The sequence below is a fragment of the Streptococcus parasanguinis genome, assembly GCF_016648855.1.
Classification (GTDB): Bacteria; Bacillota; Bacilli; order Lactobacillales; family Streptococcaceae; genus Streptococcus; species Streptococcus parasanguinis_L.
In genome coordinates, this window is the sequence record NZ_JACLQU010000002.1 from 32,862 (window position 1) to 57,775 (window position 24,914).

Consider the following 24,914-nt stretch of genomic DNA (forward strand, 5'->3'; position numbering starts at 1 on the left):
CTTTTTATGTAGTAATAAAAGTGAGCAAGAAAAAGAGGCTGAGAATTCTATCTCAAACCTCTTTTGATGACACGCGCTTATTCCGCTTTTTTATTTGAAAATTGGCTATTGTAGAGCTCATAGTAGAACCCTTTGTCTGCTAACAAGGATTGGTGATTTCCTTGCTCGATGATTTGACCATCTTTGAGGACAAGGATTTTATCTGCTTCTTGAATGGTAGACAAGCGGTGAGCAATGACAAAGCTAGTCCGCCCTTTCATCAAATTCTTCATCGCTTTTTGAATCAAGAGCTCTAAACGCGTATCGACAGAAGACGTCGCTTCATCCAAAATCAAGATTTTAGGATCCGCTAGGAGCGCACGCGCAATGGTTAGGAGTTGCTTTTGGCCTAGAGAAATATTGCTAGACTCCTGATTCATTTCCATATTGTAACCACCAGGAAGCGTCCGGATAAAGTGATCGACATTGGCTGCCTTTGCAGCTTCCACAATTTCTTCATCCGTCGCCTCGAGATTACCAAAGCGAAGGTTTTCTTTGATGGTTCCTTCATATAACCAAGCATCCTGAAGCACCATTCCGAATTGTTTGCGGTAATCTTGGCGTGACAGATGGCGAATATCATGACCATCCACCGTGATGGAGCCTGCAGTCACATCGTAAAAGCGCATCAGCAAATTAATCAAGGTTGTTTTTCCTGCTCCGGTCGGTCCGACAATGGCCACCATTTCACCTGGTTTGACTTCTAGGTTGAAATCACGAATCAAGGGTTTGTCCGCTACATATTGGAAATCGACGTTTTTAAAGCTGACTTGCCCTGTCAAATCTCCAGAGAGGGTTTCAGTCACATCTGCTACTTCATCTGGTTCATCCATGACTTGGAAAATCCGATCTAGAGACGATTTGGCACTTTGGAGTTGGCCGGCTAATTGGGTCAAGTTTTGAATCGGTTGGTTGATCTGCCAAACATATTGAACGAAGGCCTGCATATTCCCGACAGTCAAACGACCTGCTAACACTTGTAAGCCACCAAACAAAGCGATAATGAGATAAGTCAAATCTGATATTCCATTTAAAATCGGCATCATTAAGCCAGAAATGAAATTAGCCTTGAATCCTACTTTTTGAAGGTGATGGGTAATATCATGAAACTCTTGCTGGGAAGATTTTTCTCGGACGTAGAGCTTGAGGACATTAAAGCCTGTTAAATTTTCTTGCACAAAGCCGTTCATTGCCCCCAAAACATCTGCCTGCTCTTTAAAGTAAGGCTGAGATTTTTTCATGATAAATCGAGCACTGAAATAAGTGATTGGAATGGACAAGATCACCACCATCCCCAATTGGATATTTAAGTACAAGACCATGGTGATGACAAAGAGCAAGGTAAAGATAGCGTTGACGATTTGTAAAAAGGACTGTTGCAAGGCATTAGAGACGGTTTCGACATCGCTAGTAAAACGTCCGAGCAAATCTCCAAACTGATGCCGGTCAAAATAAGAAACCGGAATGTGATTGATTTTATGAGACAAATCATTTCGCATGTCCTGAACGGTTTTTTGAACAGCATTGGTCATGAAATAGTTGGAATAATAAGATCCCAACTCATAGAGGACCCCACGGAATAGATAGAGCGTCATAATGATAGCGATGTAGGAAGTATTCAGACTAGCTCCTGCAAGGCCTTTTGCCATATCCATGAGATTCTTTGTCAACTCCGTAATGGCAAGTCCCAAAACAAAGGGTTCGACAACACTCATGATGACACTTAGGATTTTTAAGAAAATGGACAAGCAAACTTCCAAGCGATAGGATCTCAAGTAAGTCCATAGTCTACTAAAACTGTTTTGTTCTGGTTTCATCTGCTTCTCCTTTCTATTCATCTGTTAATGATGGACTATCGAGCTGCGAATTAGCGATTTCACGATAGATTTCATTACTTTCCATCAATTCATCGTGAGTTCCTCGACCGACGATCTCCCCTTGATCCAAGACAATAATTTGATCCGCATCCATAATGGTTCCCACACGTTGCGCTACGATCAAAACGGTCGCATCTCCTGTAACTTCTTTGAGACGCTTCCGCAAAGTGGCATCCGTCTTGTAGTCTAAGGCAGAGAAGGAATCATCAAAAATAAAGACATCTGGATCTTTGACAACAGCACGAGCGATGGACAAGCGTTGTTTTTGGCCACCTGAAAGGTTGCTACCACCTTCTGCCAAATGCGTATCAAAGCGTTCCTCACGGCTGTCGATAAATTCCTTGGCTTGGGAAATTTCAGCCGCTTGTTCTAGCTCTTGTACAGAGGCATCTTCTTTTCCATAACGAAGGTTCTCAGCAATGGTTCCTGTAAAAAGCAATGCCTTTTGCGGAATAAAACCAATCTTTTGGCGAAGGGCTTTCAGATTGTAGTCACGGACATCCACGCCATCCACCAAAATCTTTCCAAGTGTTACATCATAGAATCGAGGAATCAACTGCACAAGTGAAGATTTCCCAGAACCGGTCGAGCCGATAAAGGCAATCGTTTCTCCAGGTTTGGCCCGAAAGGAAATGTTGTGAAGAACTGGACTCTCTGTCTCACCTGGATAAGCAAAGGTAACATTGTCAAATTCCAAATAGCCACGAGATGCTGTTTCTGTTACACCATTCTCATTTGGATCGATCGAAATGGGCATATCCATGATTTCCTTGAGACGACGGCTAGAAACCGCTGTCCGAGGATACATGGTAAAGAGATTGGCTAAAAAGAGGAAAGATAAGAGCGCGTGAAAACTATACTCAATAAAGGCAACTAGATCCCCAATTTTCAAACTACCGTCATGAAGAGGATCCAAAGCAAACCAGACAATCGCCACAATCATAGCAATGATGATCTGTACAAATAGGGGTTCTGTCAAACCAGTAAGTTTGAACAATTTATTCGAGTTTTCTGCGTAGACTTCATTTTCAGCCGCAAATTTATCCTCTTGGAATTCTTCGCGGGCAAAGGCACGAATCACACGAAGCCCTGTCAAATTTTCACGCGCAAACTGGTTGAGATGGTCGAGGGTCTTTTGTTGCTTCTCAGAAAGTGGACGTGTCTTAACTGCTACATACCAGACGACGACAGCAAGAAATGGTACAGAAACCGCTACAATCCACGCTAAAGAAGGACTGGTCGTGAGAATCAAGAGAACACTGGAAACCATCATCAAGGGTGTAATGACCCCCATCTTCAACATAGAATCCGCAAACTGCATCAAAACAAAGGCATCCGAAGTCAAGCGAGTGACCAATGACGATACCCCAATTTGCTCATACTCGCGATGCGAGTACTCCTGTAACTTAGCATAGAGGTCATTGCGCATATCGCGGACCATGGTGGTCGTTAGTTGACCAACCGCGTAAGACAAGATAATCCGTCCCACAATCCCAAGCAAAATGATCGCAAACATGACCCAGCCCCAGAAATATAGCCGATCCACATCACGCGGGTTAATCCCCTCATCAATCATGCGAGCTAGAATCGTTGGCAAGCCCAAATTGACAATAACAAACAGGACCGCTGAAAATAGATTCAGGGCTAGCCACTTGGGATACTTTTTCAAGTAAGACCAAATATAAAGCATAGATGATTCTCCTTTTCCATAAATAATAACCTTGATCACACAGAAAAGAGGGAGCGAGACGAAATCATTTTCAAAGAAAATCATTCCTGCCCCAGTCCCATCTGTAGTCTCATTCATTATACCAAACTAGTCATAAAAGTAAAGCAAAAGAGCAGGTTTCCCCACTCTTCATATGCATTATTTCGTGCGTTTGAATTTAGCGTTTTTAAGAATCATAAGATCCCCTTGGTTGCTATTACTTAACTTAGAAAGATCAAATGTCAAATAATCACCATCGACCTTGTATGTAATCTTTTCTCCTTTACCATCATTTGACGAGATTGTTTTCTCTTTTTGATTGATTTTGACATCATAAGATCGCTCATTCTTTTGACCAGCGACTTCACCCGCGATGCTGAGGGTTCCTTTAGAATCTTTGATCTTAATAGAAACTTCAAAATTAATAACGTTTCCAATAGACTCTAATTGACTACCTGATAAGCCTTGCTCCTCAAGAATTTTCTTGAGTTCAGTTTTTGATGGTTTGTAGACATAAGTCCCATTATCACTTTTTGCACCACATGCCACCAAGAGGACTGCTGCAAAAACTGCAACGAAAGCTAAAAGAATACGTTTAATATTTTTCATAATCAATCTCCTAATGTATTTTATAATCAGATTTTACCACTATTTTAATACCGATTCAAGATGTTTTAAAGAAGAAAAAGAGCAGATACTCTCTGCCCTTCTCTTGTATTATTTTGTACGTTTGAATTTAGCGTTTTTGAACATTTCCAAAGCAGCTTCATGACCTGAACTCTTCTCACCAGATAAATCAAAAGTGAACACATCGCCTGAAACTTTGTATTTAACCTTCTCACCTTCACCTGTTTTAGATTGAAGAGTTTTCTTTTGTTGGTCAACTTTCATATCAAATGATTGGTCAGTCTTTTGTCCCATCATTTCACCTTTAATTTTAAGGCTACCTGTTTTATCTTTAATGGTCACTGAAACTTCCAATTTAACATTGTCGATCAATGCATCTACACTTGAACTTGGAGCACCTTGTTCTTCAAGGATTTCCTTCACTTCAGTTTTTGATGGTTTGTAGACATAAGTCCCGTTATCACTTTTGGCACCACATGCCACCAAGAGGACTGCTGCAAAAACAGCTACTACAGCCAAAAGAATACGTTTAAAGTTTTTCATAACTTCTCCTTTTTAGTTAGATTAACACTATTATATCAACAATTCAGGTACACGGCAATGAAAGTTTATAAATGTCATATTCTTGTAATATTTCTTGTATCAACAAAGAAATAGAATAAGGCGGAATTTAAATCCCGCCATGATTGCTTATTTAACTTTTTTGAACTTAGCAATTTTCATGTAGTTATTAAACATGTCTGTGTCACCCATCAAAGAATTCTTCACATCCTTAATCGTTAACACATTTCCTGAAACTTGATAAGTAATTTCCGCTTTCCCATACTCATTTTCTGAGACAAGAGTTTTAGCTTTTTGGTCTACTTCCAAATCAATCACTTGATTTACATTTTGACCACCTGCATTGGTGTCTACTTTCATCTCACCTTTCTTATCATTGATTGTAATCGAAATAGTGAATGAGTAATTATCACCTATCAAAGATTGAAATTCACTTGGCATAATATCTTTGATCTCATCCTTAGTAGGCTCAAACACGTAAGTCCCATTATCGCTTTTAGCGCCACAAGCTACCAAAAGGACGGCTGCAAAGACAGCTACAACAGCTAACAAAAGACGTTTAAAATTTTTCATCATCTTCTCCTTTATGATATGATTTATAGCCATTATAGCAACAAATTAGCAACATCTCAAGGGAATATAGCAAATGTAACATCATTAAAACTGCACTATTTAGTAGGTTTAGAGAAAATAAAGAGAGCTACACATGTTAGCTTTATAAAAGTCCTCTATTCACATTCTATCATCATTTTTTTCAACGACAAAAAAACCGAGGCCTAAACCTCGGTTTTCATTTTGATTGGAAACTCTATTATTTAAGAGTAACTGAAGCGTCGTTGCTTTAGTTGTTCTCACACAGCTATTTTTTACTTGGTTTCTTTACTTGGCGGGATTGTGGCGGGACTTGCAGTTAGTCCGAGCTCTCCTAACACCTCTGTTATTTCAGCACCGCCAGTAACAATCTGTCTATCATAGAAATGAGAATAGGTGTTTAGTGTTGTAGCTTTGTCCGTTCTTCCTGAACGAGCCGAGACATACAAAACATCTTTTTTTAGAACGTTTATCATAAATGAATCATGACTATGACGTAGACCTTTCCCAGTAATAACCGGAACCTTAGCCACTAGTGCATGCCTTTTTAACATTCTACTTAAGGTAGATTTGTTCATGGGAGTGTTAAACCGTGCTAATACAAAATTATCTTCTCTATTATACACTTGTACAGTTCTCCAATTTTGCAACACTTTAACAGTTTCGTCATCTATTTCTAAGAAACGCATTCCTGCCCTTGTTTTTGTCTGCTCTTTTCGAACGTATTTCCCATTCCCTTGATATTCGAGGGTAGACTGAATATGAATAACCTTATTTTTAAGATCTATATCAGACCACTTTAAACTAAGACCCTCAGAGACTCGCATCCCCGTCATAAAATAAAGCCAGATAGCCGTATAAAACTGCCTCTCTTCATAAACTGTCTGATCAAAAGTTTTTAATACCTTATCAAGTTCCTCTACAGTCCAAAATTCAGTTTTCGGTTTTTCTCCTTTAGGATTGTCTAACTTTCGACAAGGATTATTTTCGATGTATTCCAAGCGTTCTGCATAATTTAAGCACTTCTTCAGTTTACACCAAAGTCCTTTTGCGTAGTTTGGAGAGTAGTCTTCCACTAAAGATAATCTAAAATCTTCACATTCCCTAACATTGATTTCAGACAATTTTTTGTCAGCAAAAACTTCAATAAAAGTCTTATACTGAGGATAAGCAGTTTGATAGGTTACGGGCTGAACAGTTTTCTTATAATAAGGCAAATAAACATCTTCCATAAATTTTGAAAATGGAATATCTAATTGTGGCCTATTTGCACTGGCACTAGCTATTTTAGCATTGTATTCAGTTCTTATCCTACAGACTTCGTCAAAGGCTTGCTTTTCTGTTTTAAAATCAATTCCAAATTGATCTTTATAAGATTTAACCCTAAACCTCTTTCGGTCACCCGTAGACGGATCTACACTGAATTCAACCTCATAGTAAATTTTTCCTTTCTTATTTCGACTTACGCATTTATATTTTTTACTCATTTTGTTCCTTTCTTTCAGAAAGCAACTTAAAGCCGAGTAATTCTTCTACAATATACGTAGGAGCTAAATTAAGACGAGAATTATCAAATGGTGATTTACTTAATTCTACCACATTATTCGATAAAGCTCTAGATTCTTCAAATTGTCGAACAGCAATTAACTTTGCTTGTCTTATAATATCCCGTGCCGTATGTTCAGGAAAACCTAATTTCATTAATTCTGTATGATTTATTGTTAGCATTATCTCTTCCTTCTAATTCTTAATTACAGAGATTTCCATCTTTTGATAAGGCTTAGAATAGTTCAACAAATTAAATCATTAACCAATAGCCATAAACTACTTTTCTTTAAAATAATTGTACATCGCATAATAGTCAAATTCCATTTTAATGCCGGTTCTTCCATTACGATTTTTTAAAACTACTAACTCAATTTCTCTAGGATTTCTTGATTTCGCTTCATTAACGTCAAAGCTATCTCGACCAGTCCCCTTAAGTTGAAGTCCAATCAAAACATCGCTAGAATACTCGATTGCACCGCTCTCCTTGAAGGACTGCATACTGACAATAGATTTGTAGTTTTCTCTATTGAAAGAAGAGATCACGATTAATGGAGTTTTAAAGTCTCGACTAATCCTTTTCAATTCTATTACCGATCTGTCTGTGTTTTGTTTTTCAGTAAATCGTTCATTCACTGGGTATAGAATCTGTAAATAATCAATAATAACAACGGGTACTTTTCCAGTATATTTGATATGGTCTTTTACAGTATTTCGAATACAATTCACACCAATAGGTCCAGTACCTTCTACAATGTAAATATTTTTGCAGTATTGCGAGTAATTTTCTCCAGCTTTTTTAATCAAATCAATCTCTGGGTTGCTGTAACCTGAATATCTACTCCCCTCAGTAATTCCTCGTGTTGTTTTTGCATTTCTGACATCACTATTAGAGGCAATAGATTCGATAACTGTGTGACGACTAATACTTTTACTAATTATTTCCCATCTAGACATTTCAATACTAAAAATCAAAACATCAGTTCCCTGTGCTGCAATTTGATCAGCAATCTGAGTTACAAATGTTGTCTTACCAAGAGAGGAAATTGCACCAACACAATATAAGCCTTCGTAAAGACCACCTTCTAATAGGTCATCTAAACCTTCAAAATTTGTTTTAATACATGAATTATTAGAACCATTCTTAATATCATTAAAAAACTTCGGAAGATGAATAGCTGTTGAATTTTCAAGATACCGCTCTTTTTCACTTTTGGTTTGATTGATTGCATTTTCTACCATTTTGTTAAATACTCCTTTATTTTTCACTAACATTTCGTTAGGATCTTTTACGTCATCAATAGTTAATTTGAAAGAAATAAATTTTATTTTCTTACTTCTAAATCGCTCTGCTAATTTTAGTTCAGCCTCTCTCCCCTTTTCGTCTTTGTCCAATGAGAGAATGAATGTACGATCAATTTTTAGATCAGAAACAAGATTAATTAATTTATTTATATTTCCAATACTACCAAGTCCTACTGCCTTTCCACCAACTTCAACGATGCTCATGGCATCTATTTCGCCTTCTACAATAAAAATTGGATCCGTAGATTTTTTGAAGAGTTCGCTTTTATTAAAAAGATCGCTCCCTCCCACTTTCTGTTTCATATAGTTCAATTGAGGTTCGGGTACAATATCTCTTGTATCACGAGCAAAATAACAACTTTCACTTAAAGGAATAATTAACCGAGGTGTTTCAGGAACATTAGGATTAGTCACATGGGGATGCTTCCATTTTTTTACGTAACCAACTTTAAACCGTTGGACTGTTGAAAAACTCAACCCTCGTTTAAGAAAATAGTCAGTTTCACAAAGATGCTTTATTGCCTCATTATAAAAACTTGAATAATTATCTTTTTTCTCTTCTCCCTTTAAAGGAAAAACAGCATTGTAATTCAAATATTCACTCTTCTGGTAATTGAATCCATCACATTCAGTTGATAGATTAAACAACTCTCTGACACGCTTCAATTGATCCTTAAATTTATCAAGTCCTTCTACATAGCCGATAAGATCAAAGATATCTCCACCTCTATCGCAAGAGAAACATTTCCATTGCGTTTCATCGTAAATGTGAAAAGCACCAGTTCTGTTTCTTCCTTCACCACTGTGGCAAAGAGGGCAAATATATGCTCCCTTACCACCTTTACGACTTGGTTCAGAGATTTGGTCAATGTATACTTTCAAATAAGATTTTTCTTCTTCAAACATATTTGTACTCCTTTTTTCATTGCCAGTAAAAAAATAAAATCCGGATTTTTTTCTTTACAGGCAAAATTATAGCATTGCCTTCAATACGAAAATTGAAGGCGTATGCTGCTTATTAATATTATTAGTATTGAAAATCAGAGATGCTAAAATATCAGTTATACCAAGGGTGAAAAAATTTTTTACAAAATCAACATACCCCAAATTCTAATTCAAAATACCCCAATTTTTAATTCAACATACCCCATACATAAATCCTGATTTAATCAAAGCAAATCAATAAATCAGTGAATTTAAATCCCTGAAACCTTAAAATGAACCCTATATTTTTGAAAATCAAAAAAAGAATCCATCTTTATCTGTTTTTTTGATAAAGGTTCACAATTTGGATTACAGTATTCCCAACAAACTAGGATTTTATCATCGGCTAGTTTATCAAGTGAATTAGTTAAGCTCTCCTCAATTCTTGAACGCCAACCACCTTTTTTCAATCTAACTTCTTCTATTGCTGGAATTTTAGGACATACATTTAACAGAGCTTCAACTGATATGACTTCATGAATTTTTTTCTTTCTATTATTATTGAGACTTTGATGATAGACTAGTTTCTTTGCGATAGAATAAACATTTTTACTACGTTCATCAATTTTAAAAAGTCTGAGAGGGAAATTTGTCACATAAGAAGTAATTAAATATCTAACGAATTTTTCAGTCAATTGAACTGTATAAACTCCTTTTTTGCATTTGAATTCCTCAATCAGTTTCATATCTTTGAATTCTTTGATTTCCGATTTTCTCTTTTCTGCGGTACTAATAGAAAGATCGTTTAGCAAACTTAATGCCTCTTCAATGATACGACGTACATTTTTCTTCGTTGAAGTACTTTTTAGATTATTTTTCCCCATCAGTTCTGCATACTGTTTAATTGAAAATTCAACCAAGCAATTAACAGCCTCTTCTTCACTTAGTCTATATTGGTTCTTCTTCCCTACAAGCAAAATTAATAAATCTAACATCTTCAAAACTCGGAGTTTGAAATAATCTTTGTTAGCATCAAAATTTTCAATATGAATCGTACCAGGCCCTAAATGAATCGATGTTCGATTAGTGATTCGATCCCTTACTTTGTCATCTGTTTTCAAATTAACAGAAGGTAGCAAATTCAAAGTCGGTGTATTTAAAATCTTCTCGATTTTCTTGTTTTTATCAACAGGCATTATATAACCTCTTTTTTTATTTATTTGAAAAGATTATTGAGGGCACAAAAAAAGAGCTGTTAGCTTGGCTTGTTTGCTAACAACTCTCTTGCTCTCAATAAATTTTTTTCTTTCCATACTAATAGTCTGCCATTTTTTGATGAAAGTAAAAAAAAGAAAAATCAAAAAAAGTCGCTTTTTCTACCAAAAATTGCTCAATTTTCTACTAAAATTTAAAAAGGACACTTTACAAAGTGCCCTTTAAAATAGCGGAAATAGTGATATTTTAAGGATTTTAATACACATTATAAGATCTTCCATATAGGATTTAAATTTTTTTGAAAAAATTTTTAATGACCAAATTAAAAAAATTTTTTAATTTCATACCTAGGATTATAGTTTCAACTGAAGAACACTAAATCATTCCTATACGGAGAGACAATTTGTATAGTTATTTATGATTTATTTCAATCCAAAGCCTATTTTTCTTCTAATTCCAAGATTTGATTTTACCTGAAAAAGAATGCTGATAAATCAACATTCTTTTTATGTTATTTTTGAACAAAATGGTGCGATTTGACTGTTTAGCTACCAATAAGATACCACAAATTTAAGAAAGTCTTTCATCTTAAACGCCAAATTCAATGATTTCTCTTGATATTTCTTCATATCTATCTTCTTTTAAAAGAGGTGATTCAACTCTAATCTTACAATAATCTCCATCAATTCTATATAAATTTTCTCTGATTACTGAAAAGAAAGTCTGAGTCTTTAATGTCAAAAAATATGAACCTATAGCTCTAAACATTCTCTCTTGTGATATTGTATCAATTTCATTCTTTACGAAAGAGTCAATAGCAAATGGAATCTTAAATTCACTGTTACTTGCTATTAAATTCATATAAATTAGGTAGCTTTCAATTAGTCTAAAATAGCATAGTATCAGACACTTGCAGAATTCTATCTGTATTTTATTTTCAATACAACTGATTATCAAATGCAATATATTGGATTGTATTTCAATTTGAACTCTGTGTTAATCACGAAATCTATAATCTTCTAACTTAATAACCTCATCATAATTATCTTTATTGAATTTATGAGCAATTTCAATAATTGTACAATCTTGAGAGTAAATAAGCTGTCGAATCTCTTTGGCATTCGTATCATCCAATGAAGCTGTTACCTCATCAACAAGTAGAATGGGCTTCAATCTAAGCAAAGCTCTGGCAAGTTCCAATTTCATCATTTGACCACCTGATAGATTTTGTCCATCAAGGTGTAGTTCAAGATTATTGCCAACTTCCTTAAGAAGATTAACTTTCTGTAACACATCTATTATACTACTGTCTAAAAAATCTTGGAAGAGAGTTACATTATCTCTTAAACTACCGTTAAAAATATAAGGCTTTTGATGAATGACTGATACACAATCATACGATGGCTCAAAAGACATTCCATTCTCATTTTCAAAAGAAATAGTTCCTGAAAATTCAGTATCTTCGTCGCTTAAAAGTTTAAACAGAGTAGATTTTCCACTACCGCTTGCTCCCGTCAGTAAAACCTTTTTTCCAAAAGGAATATTAAGAGATAACTGTTGAAAGAGCTTTTTTTCTCCAAATGATTTACTTAAATGATCAATATCAATACATAATTTTCTTCCTTCAACGTTTTTTTCCTCTACGTCAGTAAATCCATCACTTAACTGTAAAATAGAAACTACCTTATCTCTAATAGCTGTGGATGATTGTAGACTAGAAGTGCCTTCTAGCAATTGTTGTAATGGAGAAATAAGATTCATCGAGGCCGTCATCATGGCCAGTAATGTCGTCAGAGTTAAAGAGGTTGTTCTCATCAAAAATAAGCCTACCATCAGAGGGATAACTAGCCCTATACCTTTGAGAGGTCCTGTCCAAAACATGACTAAATTATGACTTGTGAAATAATGGTATTGCTTCCTTTCAGTGTTTTTGATAGCATCCAACACATGAGCCGAAAACTGCTGGCTAGCTTGATTACTACGAATAGTATCTATTCCTTTTGTAAAATCCGTGATAGAAGCCATACTGTTTTCTCTAGCTTTACTTAATTCCTCCCCTCGTTTCTTCAACATCTTATGAAAGACAAACTGGGGTATGATCATTAAGAATCCCCCAACTGTAAACATCAGACCTAGTTGGATATGTTGTATCAAAAGATAGGACACAGATGCTAGAATAGATAGACCAAAGATAGGATAAATAATGAGCGGGACCAGATACTCTTGCCAAAACATTAGAATATCTTGTGCTAAAAAGGAATTTAATTCTGATGGACTGTATTGCAATGTTCTTTGATAGAACTTCTCAATAGCTTTTTTAGAAATGAGCACATTAAATTCTTCAATGATTGCTCGTGCTAGGAGATTATTGACATACATACAAGCGTAGATAAATGCAAATAATAACACTCCACTTAATCCAAATGTTAGAATCATTCGATTGTCATTTACATCAATTTTTCCTGCTACCTGTATGAGAAATGAAGTAAGTAAGCCTTGTAAGGAATACAGTAGCGAAAATAATAGATAAAAAAATAATTTAGTTTTTGAAATATGCTTAAAAATAGTTCCCATCTCATTCCACCTTCAATTCATAGTTGACCTTATTGGATAAAATCGCAAGTTCAAAATTTTGTAAAATATTTTGTCGCAGACAAGATTTTTGAAGACGTCATAATCTTGATCAAAATCATATTCAACAATTTCATTTTTGATATCAGTATTGTATAATATAAAAAATGTGAAAAGGAAAAATTTCGGAAATCCGAACATGACTAATCGAGAAAAATTTAAGGCAATTCGTAAGCAAAGAAAACTATCTTTAAAAGCACTTGGAGAAATTGCTGGTTCTGCCACCAGTATTTCAGATTTTGAAAATGGTCATACAACCCTTTCTAATGATGTTCTATTTCGACTTCTAGGATTTATGTTAGTTGAAATTAATGAATTCTTTGAATGGAAAGATTTCCGAGACAAAGATTTTTACCAGCTAACCGAGCAGTTAGAAGAGGCACTGAATAACAAAGATACTCAGATACTTTCCGAATTAAAATCATATCTCTATGAGTTATCAGATCAGAAAGGTCAATATATTTACCAAATCATAGCTCGCGTTTTAGAGGTAATCATCTGCGAACTAAAGCAATTAACCGTTCCTCAAGATACCATTTTTCAACTCACTGACTACTTTATTTCATTAGAGTACTGGACAAATCTTGATGTCGGTCTGCTTGGTAATCTCGTCCCTTATTTTACATCGGATGCTCTTATAATCTTCACTAATACTATTCTCGAAGATACTCCTCAGTCGCTAAAAAATAACCTAGATCGTATTAAAATTGATACCGTCCTAAACTGCCTATCTGTTTTTTTAGAACGAAAAGAAAGAAACGCTAGCCGAAAACTTCTGACATTATTATTTAACAAAAATTATCCAACCTATTTTTCTTTTGAAAAACTATATCTACATGAACTTAAAGCCATATTTGATTATCTTTGGTGTGACAAAGAGGAGGCTTTAAAAATACATCAAACTATACTAGAGACAATTAATATTATTCTTAATCCTGAGGCAGTGAAGGAATGGGATGATAACTTTAGAAAAAACACATCTCAACTAGCATAACTAACTAATTTTATTTCAAATAGAAAACACTTAGATTTTTTTCGTGATAAGTATTTGACTTTGAAATAAATTTATTCACCTGCTTTACCAACATATACTTTAAAAGATAGCAAAAATTGTAGTACTTATACAATTGCCAATTATTGCACCCAATGTTCTGGAATTGCCTTATCTGAATCAGGTAATAGCAGAAATTGCTCTGAAATATGTAAAAAAACAGCACTAGCAAGGAGTTTCGTCTATGCTTCAATACCTTAAGCCTCTGCGCTGGTATCTTTTCTTTAATTTTCTCTTTAGTGGACTGTCCAATATTTGTACTGCTCTTCTTCCATACTTTACACAAGAGTTAATTCGTGGCAACTATCAAATAGCTTTGTCAGGTTATTGCATCTCAGTTATAGGTTACCTGACTTGCAACTACATCCAAATGCGACTTGACTGGAAACAGGCCATTCTCTTTTCGACAAATCTAAAGAACGATTGGTTTCAATCTCTTTTAGGACTTGCCCACCATGATTTCAAGCAGAAAACAGTCGCAGAATACATTTCTTATCAATCTAATGATCTTGATTCACTGGAAAAAGATTATCTACCTCCACTGATGAGTTTTTTTAAGCAGATTCTACGAATTTTGATTTATACCATCATTATTACCAGAACGATCAATCCTATAGTGGCACTGATCCTACTGATTTCAACAGCCATCAGTATTCAAATTCCAAAGATCGTTGGTCAATTGACTGCGAAGCGTAGACAAACCTATCTTGAAAAGCAAGGTGATTATTATCGGACCTTGGAGGATCTATTCCGAGGACATCACCTAGTTAACAAACTCACTCTACCTCATTTTATAGAGCAACAAAGAAATTCTCTCAAAAACTTGCAGGATAAGTATCTTGGGTATGGTTTGACTAAAATTACAGGTATTCTCTTGACGGGTATTTCTTTTGAATTCATTAGCCTTATTCTCTTTTCCTATCTAGCTTACTCTCTATATCATCATCAAATTGGTATCCCTGAGGTGGTTGCAAGTTTTGGTTATATTACAGCCTTCTCAGAACCAATTCAAGAAATCCTTTACGATCTGCAAATGTTGGAGTCGGTAAAACCTGTAATTAAAAGCTTTCAAACTATTGTTAAGCATCCATCTTCAATTCAGTCACCACAGCCTTCCTTTGAAACGATCACATTGAAGAATCTTTCTAAACAACTTGGGGAATCAACATTGAAGATTTCTTTTGCCACCATTCACAAAGGAGATAAGATTGCCCTCATAGGAGAGAACGGATCAGGCAAGAGTAGCCTACTCAATATTTTAAATGGTACGGATGAGGATTTCCAAGGCGAGATCTTGCTGAATGATCTTCCCCTAAATCAGCTTTGGGGGAGATTTGGCCTGATCTTGCAACAGGAGCATAGCTTCATCTCTAGTTATGAAAATAATGTTACGCTATTCAATACTTTCCCCGCAGAGTTTAAGGATGCGGAATTCGAAGCAACACCCCCTCAATCCCTGTCAGGTGGTCAACAACAACGCATGTACCTCAATCGAGAAAAAAACCGCCAGAGTCCATTAGTTATTATGGATGAACCTTTTTCAGCCTTGGATACTCATCAATTCGAGGCAGAATTGAAAAAAGTACTAGACTTACCGTGTGCTGTCATCATTACTTTACACCGACAGAATGAAGCACTGAAGAACTTTGACCAAGTCTGGGAAATTAGATCTGGAGAACTAATCATTGAAAAAAGTAAGTAAATTTATATTAACCATAATATAGGATGTACACTGATCTAAGTCGTATTTTCAATTTGTTATCATTACATAATTAAATACTTTCATATTATAACAAAACGGCAGGCTAGTAATTTCTAGCTTGCCGTTTTATTTTTTAAACAGTTCTTATTAAAAATATGATGCTAATACAAGTCACAAATTGCACAAAATACCTAACTATCTCTCGTATATTATAAACGAATCATTATAGAGTTTTCTTTCATCCATCTGTATAACCGATACTCTATCAAAACTTGATCTATCTAATGTTAAGAATGAAGTCCCTACTATTTTTTGTGTATTTAAAGGATTTGTTGTCATAAAAAGATTAACCTCTTTATAGGCGTTAATTACTTTCTGCGTTTCTTCTCGGACTTTACTAACTAATTGAGGATTGTTATATCTGTTACCACTATACTTTTGTTGCGATGAAATTTTTACTGTTGTATTTTCCAAATAGTTAGCTGCTAATTTTTCTAAAGGAATATCATATGTATCACATACTAATAAATTGACAACTTTATTCTTTTTGTTTTCAATTGGATACTCAACAGTAATTTTTCCTTCAAATTCATCATATTGCATAACAGATGATTCCGATATAAATTCTGAGAAAACTCCATTAATAATAAGTTCAAACTGCATTGGTATTGATACACCTATAAGTTGTAACTTTCGATAGCCTAATATATTTGCAGCAACCCACAGTCTTTTATAACAGTTATGAAGATATACAGAATGACCATCATTAAATGTTCGCTCTGCATTGTTTTTTCTAAAAATCATTAATAATGAAGTAGATATTAATGAATAAAGAACTATATAAGTAGCGATAGAATTATCAGGAGTTATTTCAAAAATAGTTCTTGTAAAAAAATTGGTATTTGATATTTTTTCAACTTCAACTAGTGTCAAACTCTTCCCAATCAAATAGCAAATAAGAATTGGAAATAGAAAAATTAATACCAATGGTAAATAAAATTTTTGAGACCAAAAAAAGCATTTCTTAAATGATTTATTTTTTAAATTCATACGTATTCAATACATCCTTAAAATAGATTAGAGTGGATTGCCACTCATTTGATTCCCTAAAGTAGAATCTCCCAGCCTGAAGCCCAATTATCAAGAAGAATAATCTATCATCATTATCTGAGATAATTTTTTCCCATGATTGAATGTCAACAATAGATGCAGTAGGTATATCTTCAGGATGGGTATGCCATTCTCCAATTAAACTTATGAAACCTGAACTTTTACCAAAATAATCATCTGCAAATTTCTGGTGGTTTGGAGAAGTCTTTGAGAATTTATATCTACTTCTTACATCATTATCCTGTGGTCTTGAAAAATTTATAATAATTATCGAATTATTTAAAAGTCTCTTACCAACAAAAATACCACCTGCTTCAGGTTCAAAACCCAGTTGCCTAAACTCTAGTAATGAATTTAAAATATCAGATGGTATTACAATTTGATATTTATTATTCAGATTTACATATATCAACTTTATACTCTCCGTTACACTCTGGACAAGATGTATTTGTTCTTAAAGCAACATTTAATAAATCACTATTTTTTAAACAATTGTAGTATCGAACACTATACGTAAACCCTTCTTTTCCAAACTGTTTATCTGAACCAATTTCTGATACTAATCTGTTTTCAGAAGAAAATTCCCCAGACAAGTACTGTAAATATACTTCTATAGCTTTATTTGCCAAAGAACTAGGCGCAATAACATTATAAGGAATAAATGAAGAATAACAGCTAGCTAGACGCTTTTCAAATATTTGATTTTTCTCTGCAAAAGAGGCTCTATTATTAACAAGATGCCCATCTTCATAATTCATACACATATAGCATCCGATATTTTGTGGAGAAACTAGTAGGTTATGATACCCAACTCCATATGGATCTAACCAGCAATACAATACCGTTTTTCCAATCTTTCTGAAAAAATGATTAATTTCAAAATTAGTTTTAGTATCTCCGACACAAGAAAAAACAAAATCATATTCACAAAATAAATTTGGATTCTTCCGAACTATTTCTTGAAATCGGATACCCTCACATTCAATTTCTAAATCAGGATTTTCTTTTTTCAATCTATCTTCTAAAGCGTCTACTTTTTGAATATTATCTATTATACTATCCATACCTAAGTAGTGTCTTGAAATGTTATCGACCGTTAAAAAATCAGGATCTATTAAAAGAAGTTTCTCTATACCCATTTTAGATAAATTGTTTGCAACAAATGATCCTACAGATCCAAGTCCAATAATGACTACTTTTTTATTCAGAAAATCATATTCTTGGGATGTCCTACTCACTCTATACTCCTTGTCGAATCTTGTAACATATACTGGAGTAATCTTGAAACTCCCATTTTTTGATTTCTTAGCCTTAGAACCAATTCTTTTTCTATCTTTATTTTTTTGTGGTACTTTATTATCAATTTTAAATGGATATTTGGAAGTCCCAGACTCAAAACTCGCACCAAACAAAACATAATCATTATCAGATATAGGAAGTGATAAAATTAATATGAATGACTTTCGTTTCGTTTTACACCACTTTTGGAAGCGGCGTCTAACCCCCGAAGATAGATTTCCTGTAATCAATTTCTTAAATGTTGCTTCTGTTAGTTCATTCAGGGGATTAGGAGGAATCACAGAATTCGAATCTTTAAGTGGAAGTATATAAACATCTCTGCTTTTTTTAGATTGTGGCGCGACACTCTCTTTAAGTTGTGAACCATAATTAAAAAGATGGTATTTCTGATTCGACAGGACTAATTCATGTTTCTCAAATGTACTGACCCTAGATAAATAACTTTGAATATCTATATATTTTGTTTTTGACTTCAAACAACTGATATGCCAATATGACAAAAACTCTTTCCTGAGGTCTTCGGTCATTTTGGGTGTATCCCAACTATCCAGTAATTCCTTTACTTTTTCACAGCAATCTTTCAATAATCCACTTGGATTGTTAAAGTCCCAAATTAAATTATCATCTGAAATATAACACAATTTCCCTTCGGAACCGACATGACTATACCATTTATTAAAATCCATATAATTTGAAAGGTATATTTCCGGAAGTGAATGGGGAAAGTCATTAGAAACGATAATTTTTAAGGTAAATTTTTTGTATTGATAAAAATAGCATTCCTTATCTTCGGACTCCAAGCTCTCTAAAGGTATTTCGTCAAAGTACATCTGGAATATTTCTTCTTTTTCTAACATACGCGCCTCTAAGCACTTGGATAATCACTGATTATAGCCCGAGTTCCAAAGTTTTCTGCTGTCTCTTTTTGTTCAATAATAGGAAAATCATCACCAAACTGTTTACTCAATATTTTTGTAGAGTCACTTAAATCAGTAGAATCTATTGCCTCATCTAGTGAGTCTCTTAATTTTTCTAATTTATTCTTAAAGGCTTCCATTTGTATATTTGATACCCTTTCATATACATCAGTATACGGCTTAACAGGTAAGGAAACCTCTAATCTCGGATAAAATAAGTTTCTATCAACATCATATGTATCCGAAAACGAATTAATCATAGTATTTACTAAATTTCTTAAAGCTGAAATATCATCATAAGTAGCGTTCCCAGATAAATAGTCTACTTTTTTGCTTACAGAAAAATTATTGACAGCAAATACTGAAATACCAATACCAGTTGGTTTGTTATCCTGATTCTTAAATTTTATATCTTTCCATCTTTTTAAATAGCGAATTACTCTCCGAAATTGGTTTCGGTCTTCTGAGTTTTCCATAGCATTATTTATTTTTTCCGTTAATTCTACAGGGTCTGCTTCCTCCCACTTAATATTTTCTTCTTTACTATTAAGCTTACCTCTAGCCAAAAAATAATTATCATTTTCAATACAATACACCGCAATATCGATATGAACATTATCTTTAGGAAATGATACCGTGACACATGGATTTTTTACTTTAACATTATTTTCTCCAAATTTAGAAACTAATGTATTAAAAATAATTTTCTTTATCTCTTTTGGAGTATTTGAATTTCTATCAATTTCAAATCTCAAACCTCTATCTAAATCGTAATCCCCATCCTCTAATGGTAAAATCCCCGTGAAAGTTGAGTAACTCCCTTGATTAAAAAAACTCTTTTCAAATTCTGAAACACCTTTATTTATTGCTTCTTCAACTTCTTTACGTTTATCAATTAATACCTTTTTATCGTCAGCATCTAGCTTAATGGTATCGTGAAATTTAATAAACTGTGACTGCAAAGTATCCATAAGCTCCTCCTTAAAGTATTTTATTAAATCTACTCTTAATTATATCATTCTATGTAGTAGTATTTGTTGAATATCCATTTATAAACTAATTAAGTATATAGTTGAGTATGATTTTAAATTAAACTATTATGACTATTCCTCACCCAACTCCCTCAACCGTTCCTGTCCCAACTTCAACATCTCTTCCTCCACCTTACTCCATTTTCCGAAGAGGCATTCTTGTAAAACTTCTGCTGCTGATATTTCATCTACTTGCGAATCATAAACACACGATTGATCTCTTTGATAAATTTGAATTTGATTAAAAATTTTGTCATTTTCTAACTCTCGTAAGTTATCAACTAAATGTTCTACAATTCCATCATGGTGCTCTTTGGGAGTTGCTCTCGCTTGACTAGGATCTATAGCATGGAGCTCCTCATAACGTATCAAGGTACTGAGATAGGACAATTCTGGCTTGGTCGCAATCAGTGCAAGTGAGACTTGATATCCTCTAGTTGCCAATAATTGGGCTGTTTTTCGGGGAACTTCTGTTGTTCTCAAGGTCCCCTCGATTAATAAATGATAACCTTTTTTACTCAACTTATCTACAAGATATTCAACCATTTGTCCCGCGAATACTTTGGTATAATCCACACTATCTTTGCCATATTTTTCCTGTAGGCCATGGTAGTTCGGATGAAGAGAGCGATAACTATCTCCATCAATGATAATGATATTACCTTGAAATTCCCTTTGTTTAATACGATGAATCGTTGTTTTCCCAGCACCACTCTGTCCACCGAGCAAAATAGCCTCAGGATGAGATGAGGTTGTTTTCCCACGAGTTAAAGAACGAACGAGTCGTTTGGAGGCTTGTTCAAACTTATCTTGACTAAATTCTTCTAGTTTCATTAAGCCACCACCAGATGAGTAGCTTGTTCTAGCATACGTTCAATACCATCCAAATAGCCATTAAATCGCTCTATATCCTCAAAAGTTGAAACAAGATAAATCCTCGTATTAATCAAATCAGACAAATCATCGCTCATTAGAACCCAAGGATTCGAAGTATCATCAAATGCAATTCCTTGTTCATCTTGAAAACGATAAAGTTGCGCTAAGATATTCGCCCCTCGTTCTTTAATCACTTCAATTTTCAGAGTTAACTGATAATCTTCTACTGGTGTGAGCATTTTTTCCTCTCCTACGATATCGATATAAGAAACATTAAATTTCTTACAGATACGATCTATTAATTCTGTCGAAACTCGACTTGTCCCATTTTCATAACGACTCAGAGTATTTCTAGAGATACCAACAATCTTTGCAAATTCAGGCTGCGTTAATTTATGTGTTTTACGTAACGTTTTTATATTTTCTCCAATCATGTAACTCCTCCTTTTATTTATTTCTATTATAGCACAAAATAGAGAAACGCACCATTTTTGGTGCGTTGATGCCGATAGATAGAATGCCACATATTCAGTTATTGAAGAAAGAGTATTATGAGGCTGTTCAAAAAGTCTTTGAGAATGAAAACTACAATCGAAAACATATTGGAGGTAGGAATTTATGGTATACTAGTGATAATAAATAGTTATCGGTAGGAGAAACTATGAGATTAATAGTAATTTTAAATGTCAACCCAGATTCATCCATTCAGACAAAAATTATCGAAAATAGAGAATACACTCGCAATGAATTGAGAGATATTCTCCATAAAAGTTTTTCTAAATTTATCGATGAAATCATATTTTACGATAATTTTGAGAGATTCAAAAAAAGTGTTTTTAATCACCTAGACGACTTTGTGTTAAATTTTGATTTTGGATATAACAGTCGAATTAGAAACATGAGTGTCCCAGCATTTTGTGAAAATTATAAAATTAAATATTTCAACCCAGACCCATATGTACAAGTTTTATGTCAAGATAAATTTATGACAGAGAAATTTGCAGAGAATTTTGGTATAAAAGTCCCAAAAAGCTTGTTAGTATTTGATCATTCATACACTAAAGAAATTCTATCGAACTTTGAATATCCAATTATTATTAAACCGAACTATGAATCAGAATCAATAGGAATTACACAAAACTCTATTGTTGAAAATATGGAACAGGCAGATATGGCACTCAAGCAATTAATGAAGGACTTTGATGGTATTCTAGTAGAGGAATACATTGAAGGGAGAGAAGTAGCTGTTACTATTTTAGAAAATGAAGGAGAGTTATTCTTTGAAGAAGTTGAACTTATTTTTCCAGAATCTAATGAATTCAAGTATCAGGCTTATACTTCAGAGATTAAACAAAAAATCGGTATAGAAATCGAAAAAAGTTGCTATTTAAGCGATAAAGATATTATCAACTTAAAGCAACTTTATAAGAACTTGTCTCCAAATAAATTGATACGAGTGGATGGCCGAATAAAAAATTCAGAATTTTATCTAATAGAGATCAATGCTAATCCTGGGTTGTATCCAAAATCTGTTGTACCTAAGACATTCAACATAAATGGCTATACGTACGATGAAATGATACAAACACTCTTTACTCATCATTTAAATTAAGGGGTAGTTTCCACGAAGTTTCATACATTAACTTCATTTCATAATCATTCTTAATAATATCTTCCTCTATTTTATTTTTGTATTCTTCCATTTTTTCGAGGTTATACATTTTTTGATAATAATGATAGAGATTGTAGTAAATCTTATCCAAAAAACGCTTAAAAGATGTCTTTGAGATGAGTTCCTCCAATTCAACAACAATTGACTGACATTCAAGACTACCTACTCTATCCTTTAAGAGATAATAAACAACTAAATTATTGTAAATGGCAAATCGGTCATATTCATCATATGCGGTGATTTTTGCGCTATTAAGTAACTCCGGTATTGCTTCATCAATATCTCCACTATAAAATTTTATTGTAGCCTCGTTATGAAGAATCATATGATTATATACAAGTGATTCACCGAAATAGTCTCGAGCGGTTATTAAAGATTGTTCGGCACGAGAAACATCTCTTTCTACAGCATATAAGTAAGCTAGATAGATAGCATGAAGTCCTGAAAATTCAGAATCTTGTTCCTTAAAAATTCTCTCCGTAATTGACTGAACAATTTTTATACGGTCAGAAAATTGGCTATAAAAAACATTGGATAATCTGATTAAGTAGGGATATAGTGGATGAGTGTGTTGCGTACTTAATTCCTCGAAAATACGTTTTGCTTCTTCTCGTCTTTCAAGTTGTACTAAGTTCATTATTAAAACTAAAGAAAGCTGGAAGTATTGTGATGAGTTTTTATCTAGCTTAACTATATTTTTTTCAATATAGTTAATAGAAGCATCAAATTTTTCACATCGATTTAGTAATAATGCTTTGCCAAAAACAACCTTATCAATATTGTGAGAGATAAAATTAATTAAAGATAGGGATTGTTGATACAAATTAGCATCATAGGCAATTTTTACAAGTGTCAGTATAAAATCTTCATCAATTGTTTTTACATCATGCTGTATCAGATTGAATTTTTCAAAATAGGCTACACGCCCTTCTTGTGAATCAATTCTTATCAATCTCTCTCGAATTTTAAGGAAAATAGATTTGAGTTGTAAAAATTGGCGGTGAAGTAAATAATGGTCAACTAAAATATCAAGATATTCAGCATTATTGGTTTCATATAACTTTTGGTTAATATATTTAACCAAAAGAGAGCTTAGAGCTAGTCTTAACTTAGGGGAAAATGTTGTAGGGCTAACAACCATATCTATAAAATTAGGGATTGATAAGGAAGAGTGATTTCGTTCTAGTAAATCTTTATTTACTAGAAAATCAATATTTTCCGAATCAAACTCCCCGTATAGTTGGGATAAAATTTCCATCAAATCAACTTGAGCTAACCTATTCTTTGTTAAGGAAAGTAAGATTAAAAGGGCTGTTTGTTTGTCTGATAATTCTTCAACAATTTGTTTAATCGTCTGTAATTTTACTGTCCGATCCAACCGTACTCTATCATCAAAATCCTTTAAAATTGTGGAGATTTCTGCTAAATCTCCTTTTTCAATACTATCATGTAAAATTGTAAAATCAATTTGCTCATAATGCAATTCTAACTCTTCAGTTAATTGTTGGATGTAATGAAGAATATGTTCATTAGAAAGTCGATTTAAGTGATATGTTTTAAGAAAAAATTTACTACTATTTTTCAAATACTGCTCCACTCTGTTATCGTCACATTCAAAAATAAACAGGCATTGTTGAGAAGTAACTATTAATTTATTAAATAAATCCAAAGAAGAACGATCAATCTGAGAGGCTTGTGAATACAAAATAGATAATTTTCTCTGTTTTAGAACATAATTAGCATATTCAAAGAGATTTTCCACTTGAGCTTTTAGCACAAATGTCTCATATTGAGTAGGTTCTTCTATCAATGAAGGTAAGTCAATCTCTGACACTTCTAGTCCAATATTATTATCTTTAAAAAATGTTCCAATAAATGCTTTACCAAATATTGCTGAAATTTTCAGCAATATTTTAATAGCTTTATCACTAGTCATTTTTTTGGTGTAAAATTCTTTAAAATCATCATAACCATACTCGCTACTGATTTTATCCAATTCTATAACAAATCTTTTAAATGTTGAAAAATCATTGCTATCATCTAATGGAAAAACTTCTATAAAAGATAAGTTTAGTTTCTTAGATATTTCTTTAATAAATTCGGATTTCCCTACGCCTGAATCAGCTTTAATGATATAAACTTGATTCAATCCACGATTCAAATTATTAGTGTAATCTTTTTGTAAATTACGGAGCTCTTCTTTACGATTGATAAACTTCATGACATTCTCCTA

At 33.7% G+C, this 24,914-nt stretch carries 21 protein-coding genes; 3 read left to right on the plus strand and 18 right to left on the minus strand.

Annotation, left to right across the window (positions count from 1 at the left end; all coding sequences use genetic code 11):
• Positions 1-77: 77 nt before the first annotated feature.
• The 11 genes from H7T92_RS01570 to H7T92_RS01620 all read right to left on the minus strand — a co-directional run bounded on the left by H7T92_RS01570 (position 78) and on the right by H7T92_RS01620 (position 12,966).
• Positions 78-1,856, minus strand: coding sequence for an ABC transporter ATP-binding protein (locus H7T92_RS01570; RefSeq protein ID WP_201036812.1), 1,779 nt, complete (start codon positions 1,854-1,856; stop codon positions 78-80).
• A 13-nt stretch (positions 1,857-1,869) separates the two neighbouring features.
• On the minus strand, positions 1,870-3,606 hold the full coding sequence (locus H7T92_RS01575; protein WP_201036813.1) for an ABC transporter ATP-binding protein: 1,737 nt from the start codon (positions 3,604-3,606) through the stop codon (positions 1,870-1,872).
• A 177-nt stretch (positions 3,607-3,783) separates the two neighbouring features.
• The gene (locus tag H7T92_RS01580) at positions 3,784-4,233 is read right to left on the minus strand and encodes a hypothetical protein (protein ID WP_023918199.1); all 450 of its coding nucleotides are present in this window, start codon (positions 4,231-4,233) and stop codon (positions 3,784-3,786) included.
• Positions 4,234-4,341: 108 nt separating this feature from the next.
• Positions 4,342-4,794, minus strand: coding sequence for a hypothetical protein (locus H7T92_RS01585; RefSeq protein WP_003007432.1), 453 nt, complete (start codon positions 4,792-4,794; stop codon positions 4,342-4,344).
• Between the two features lie 147 nt (positions 4,795-4,941).
• Positions 4,942-5,385, minus strand: coding sequence for a hypothetical protein (locus H7T92_RS01590; protein WP_023918201.1), 444 nt, complete (start codon positions 5,383-5,385; stop codon positions 4,942-4,944).
• A gap of 293 nt (positions 5,386-5,678) precedes the next feature.
• Positions 5,679-6,890: a tyrosine-type recombinase/integrase gene (locus tag H7T92_RS01595; RefSeq protein WP_049495673.1), complete on the minus strand. Its 1,212-nt coding sequence runs from the start codon at positions 6,888-6,890 to the stop codon at positions 5,679-5,681.
• A complete protein-coding gene (locus H7T92_RS01600; RefSeq protein WP_049495670.1) occupies positions 6,883-7,131 on the minus strand; it encodes a DUF3173 family protein in 249 nt (82 codons plus the stop codon). The genes H7T92_RS01595 and H7T92_RS01600 overlap by 8 nt, the downstream gene beginning before the upstream one ends.
• Positions 7,132-7,227: 96 nt before the next feature.
• The gene (locus H7T92_RS01605) at positions 7,228-9,159 is read right to left on the minus strand and encodes a DnaB-like helicase C-terminal domain-containing protein (RefSeq protein WP_195311538.1); all 1,932 of its coding nucleotides are present in this window, start codon (positions 9,157-9,159) and stop codon (positions 7,228-7,230) included.
• A gap of 290 nt (positions 9,160-9,449) precedes the next feature.
• Positions 9,450-10,373, minus strand: coding sequence for a hypothetical protein (locus H7T92_RS01610; RefSeq protein ID WP_049492934.1), 924 nt, complete (start codon positions 10,371-10,373; stop codon positions 9,450-9,452).
• A 607-nt stretch (positions 10,374-10,980) separates the two neighbouring features.
• Positions 10,981-11,253: a hypothetical protein gene (locus H7T92_RS01615; RefSeq protein ID WP_201036814.1), complete on the minus strand. Its 273-nt coding sequence runs from the start codon at positions 11,251-11,253 to the stop codon at positions 10,981-10,983.
• Between the two features lie 135 nt (positions 11,254-11,388).
• Positions 11,389-12,966 (minus strand): ATP-binding cassette domain-containing protein, encoded by a 1,578-nt coding sequence (locus H7T92_RS01620; RefSeq protein WP_195623238.1) that lies wholly within the window; start codon positions 12,964-12,966, stop codon positions 11,389-11,391.
• Positions 12,967-13,162: 196 nt separating this feature from the next.
• On the opposite strand from H7T92_RS01620, the gene H7T92_RS01625 reads away from it, so the two are divergent.
• A complete protein-coding gene (locus tag H7T92_RS01625; RefSeq protein ID WP_195311726.1) occupies positions 13,163-14,017 on the plus strand; it encodes a helix-turn-helix domain-containing protein in 855 nt (284 codons plus the stop codon).
• 241 nt (positions 14,018-14,258) lie between these two features.
• Positions 14,259-15,776 (plus strand): ATP-binding cassette domain-containing protein, encoded by a 1,518-nt coding sequence (locus H7T92_RS01630; RefSeq protein ID WP_201036815.1) that lies wholly within the window; start codon positions 14,259-14,261, stop codon positions 15,774-15,776.
• A gap of 195 nt (positions 15,777-15,971) precedes the next feature.
• On the opposite strand, the gene H7T92_RS01635 is transcribed toward H7T92_RS01630, so the two are convergent.
• From H7T92_RS01635 to pezA, 6 genes are all read right to left on the minus strand, one after another.
• Complete coding sequence (locus tag H7T92_RS01635; protein ID WP_201036816.1) at positions 15,972-16,826, minus strand: acyltransferase; 855 nt, start codon at positions 16,824-16,826, stop codon at positions 15,972-15,974.
• The gene (locus tag H7T92_RS01640) at positions 16,810-17,298 is read right to left on the minus strand and encodes a Mov34/MPN/PAD-1 family protein (protein ID WP_049496953.1); all 489 of its coding nucleotides are present in this window, start codon (positions 17,296-17,298) and stop codon (positions 16,810-16,812) included. Before H7T92_RS01640 ends, H7T92_RS01635 begins: the two co-directional genes overlap by 17 nt.
• On the minus strand, positions 17,276-19,042 hold the full coding sequence (locus H7T92_RS01645; protein WP_195311647.1) for a ThiF family adenylyltransferase: 1,767 nt from the start codon (positions 19,040-19,042) through the stop codon (positions 17,276-17,278). The genes H7T92_RS01640 and H7T92_RS01645 overlap by 23 nt, the downstream gene beginning before the upstream one ends.
• A gap of 8 nt (positions 19,043-19,050) precedes the next feature.
• Complete coding sequence (locus tag H7T92_RS01650) at positions 19,051-20,073, minus strand: cyclic GMP-AMP synthase DncV-like nucleotidyltransferase (RefSeq protein WP_049496948.1); 1,023 nt, start codon at positions 20,071-20,073, stop codon at positions 19,051-19,053.
• Between the two features lie 132 nt (positions 20,074-20,205).
• Positions 20,206-20,967, minus strand: a complete 762-nt coding sequence (gene pezT, locus H7T92_RS01655; RefSeq protein WP_195311646.1) for a type II toxin-antitoxin system toxin PezT — start codon at positions 20,965-20,967, stop codon at positions 20,206-20,208.
• The gene (gene pezA / locus H7T92_RS01660) at positions 20,967-21,443 is read right to left on the minus strand and encodes a type II toxin-antitoxin system antitoxin PezA (RefSeq protein WP_070505417.1); all 477 of its coding nucleotides are present in this window, start codon (positions 21,441-21,443) and stop codon (positions 20,967-20,969) included. The genes pezT and pezA overlap by 1 nt, the downstream gene beginning before the upstream one ends.
• A 227-nt stretch (positions 21,444-21,670) precedes the next feature.
• On the opposite strand from pezA, the gene H7T92_RS01665 reads away from it, so the two are divergent.
• A complete protein-coding gene (locus H7T92_RS01665; RefSeq protein WP_195311645.1) occupies positions 21,671-22,621 on the plus strand; it encodes an ATP-grasp domain-containing protein in 951 nt (316 codons plus the stop codon).
• Here the strand turns inward: H7T92_RS01665 and H7T92_RS01670 are convergent.
• Positions 22,602-24,902 (minus strand): hypothetical protein, encoded by a 2,301-nt coding sequence (locus H7T92_RS01670; protein WP_195311644.1) that lies wholly within the window; start codon positions 24,900-24,902, stop codon positions 22,602-22,604. The genes H7T92_RS01665 and H7T92_RS01670 overlap by 20 nt on opposite strands.
• Positions 24,903-24,914 lie beyond the last annotated feature (12 nt).

Coding starts and splice junctions, on each gene's coding strand:
- H7T92_RS01670 (WP_195311644.1), bottom strand. CDS start 24,902: ATGAAGTTTATCAATCGTAAAGAAGAGCTCCGTAATTTACAAAAAGAT.
- H7T92_RS01610 (WP_049492934.1), bottom strand. CDS start 10,373: ATGCCTGTTGATAAAAACAAGAAAATCGAGAAGATTTTAAATACACCG.
- H7T92_RS01630 (WP_201036815.1), top strand. CDS start 14,259: ATGCTTCAATACCTTAAGCCTCTGCGCTGGTATCTTTTCTTTAATTTT.
- H7T92_RS01570 (WP_201036812.1), bottom strand. CDS start 1,856: ATGAAACCAGAACAAAACAGTTTTAGTAGACTATGGACTTACTTGAGA.
- H7T92_RS01590 (WP_023918201.1), bottom strand. CDS start 5,385: ATGAAAAATTTTAAACGTCTTTTGTTAGCTGTTGTAGCTGTCTTTGCA.
- H7T92_RS01585 (WP_003007432.1), bottom strand. CDS start 4,794: ATGAAAAACTTTAAACGTATTCTTTTGGCTGTAGTAGCTGTTTTTGCA.
- H7T92_RS01625 (WP_195311726.1), top strand. CDS start 13,163: ATGACTAATCGAGAAAAATTTAAGGCAATTCGTAAGCAAAGAAAACTA.
- H7T92_RS01580 (WP_023918199.1), bottom strand. CDS start 4,233: ATGAAAAATATTAAACGTATTCTTTTAGCTTTCGTTGCAGTTTTTGCA.
- H7T92_RS01650 (WP_049496948.1), bottom strand. CDS start 20,073: ATGGATACTTTGCAGTCACAGTTTATTAAATTTCACGATACCATTAAG.
- H7T92_RS01600 (WP_049495670.1), bottom strand. CDS start 7,131: ATGCTAACAATAAATCATACAGAATTAATGAAATTAGGTTTTCCTGAA.
- H7T92_RS01665 (WP_195311645.1), top strand. CDS start 21,671: ATGAGATTAATAGTAATTTTAAATGTCAACCCAGATTCATCCATTCAG.
- H7T92_RS01615 (WP_201036814.1), bottom strand. CDS start 11,253: ATGAATTTAATAGCAAGTAACAGTGAATTTAAGATTCCATTTGCTATT.
- pezT (WP_195311646.1), bottom strand. CDS start 20,967: ATGAAACTAGAAGAATTTAGTCAAGATAAGTTTGAACAAGCCTCCAAA.
- H7T92_RS01635 (WP_201036816.1), bottom strand. CDS start 16,826: ATGAATTTAAAAAATAAATCATTTAAGAAATGCTTTTTTTGGTCTCAA.
- H7T92_RS01620 (WP_195623238.1), bottom strand. CDS start 12,966: ATGGGAACTATTTTTAAGCATATTTCAAAAACTAAATTATTTTTTTAT.
- pezA (WP_070505417.1), bottom strand. CDS start 21,443: ATGATTGGAGAAAATATAAAAACGTTACGTAAAACACATAAATTAACG.
- H7T92_RS01575 (WP_201036813.1), bottom strand. CDS start 3,606: ATGCTTTATATTTGGTCTTACTTGAAAAAGTATCCCAAGTGGCTAGCC.
- H7T92_RS01645 (WP_195311647.1), bottom strand. CDS start 19,042: ATGTTAGAAAAAGAAGAAATATTCCAGATGTACTTTGACGAAATACCT.
- H7T92_RS01595 (WP_049495673.1), bottom strand. CDS start 6,890: ATGAGTAAAAAATATAAATGCGTAAGTCGAAATAAGAAAGGAAAAATT.
- H7T92_RS01605 (WP_195311538.1), bottom strand. CDS start 9,159: ATGTTTGAAGAAGAAAAATCTTATTTGAAAGTATACATTGACCAAATC.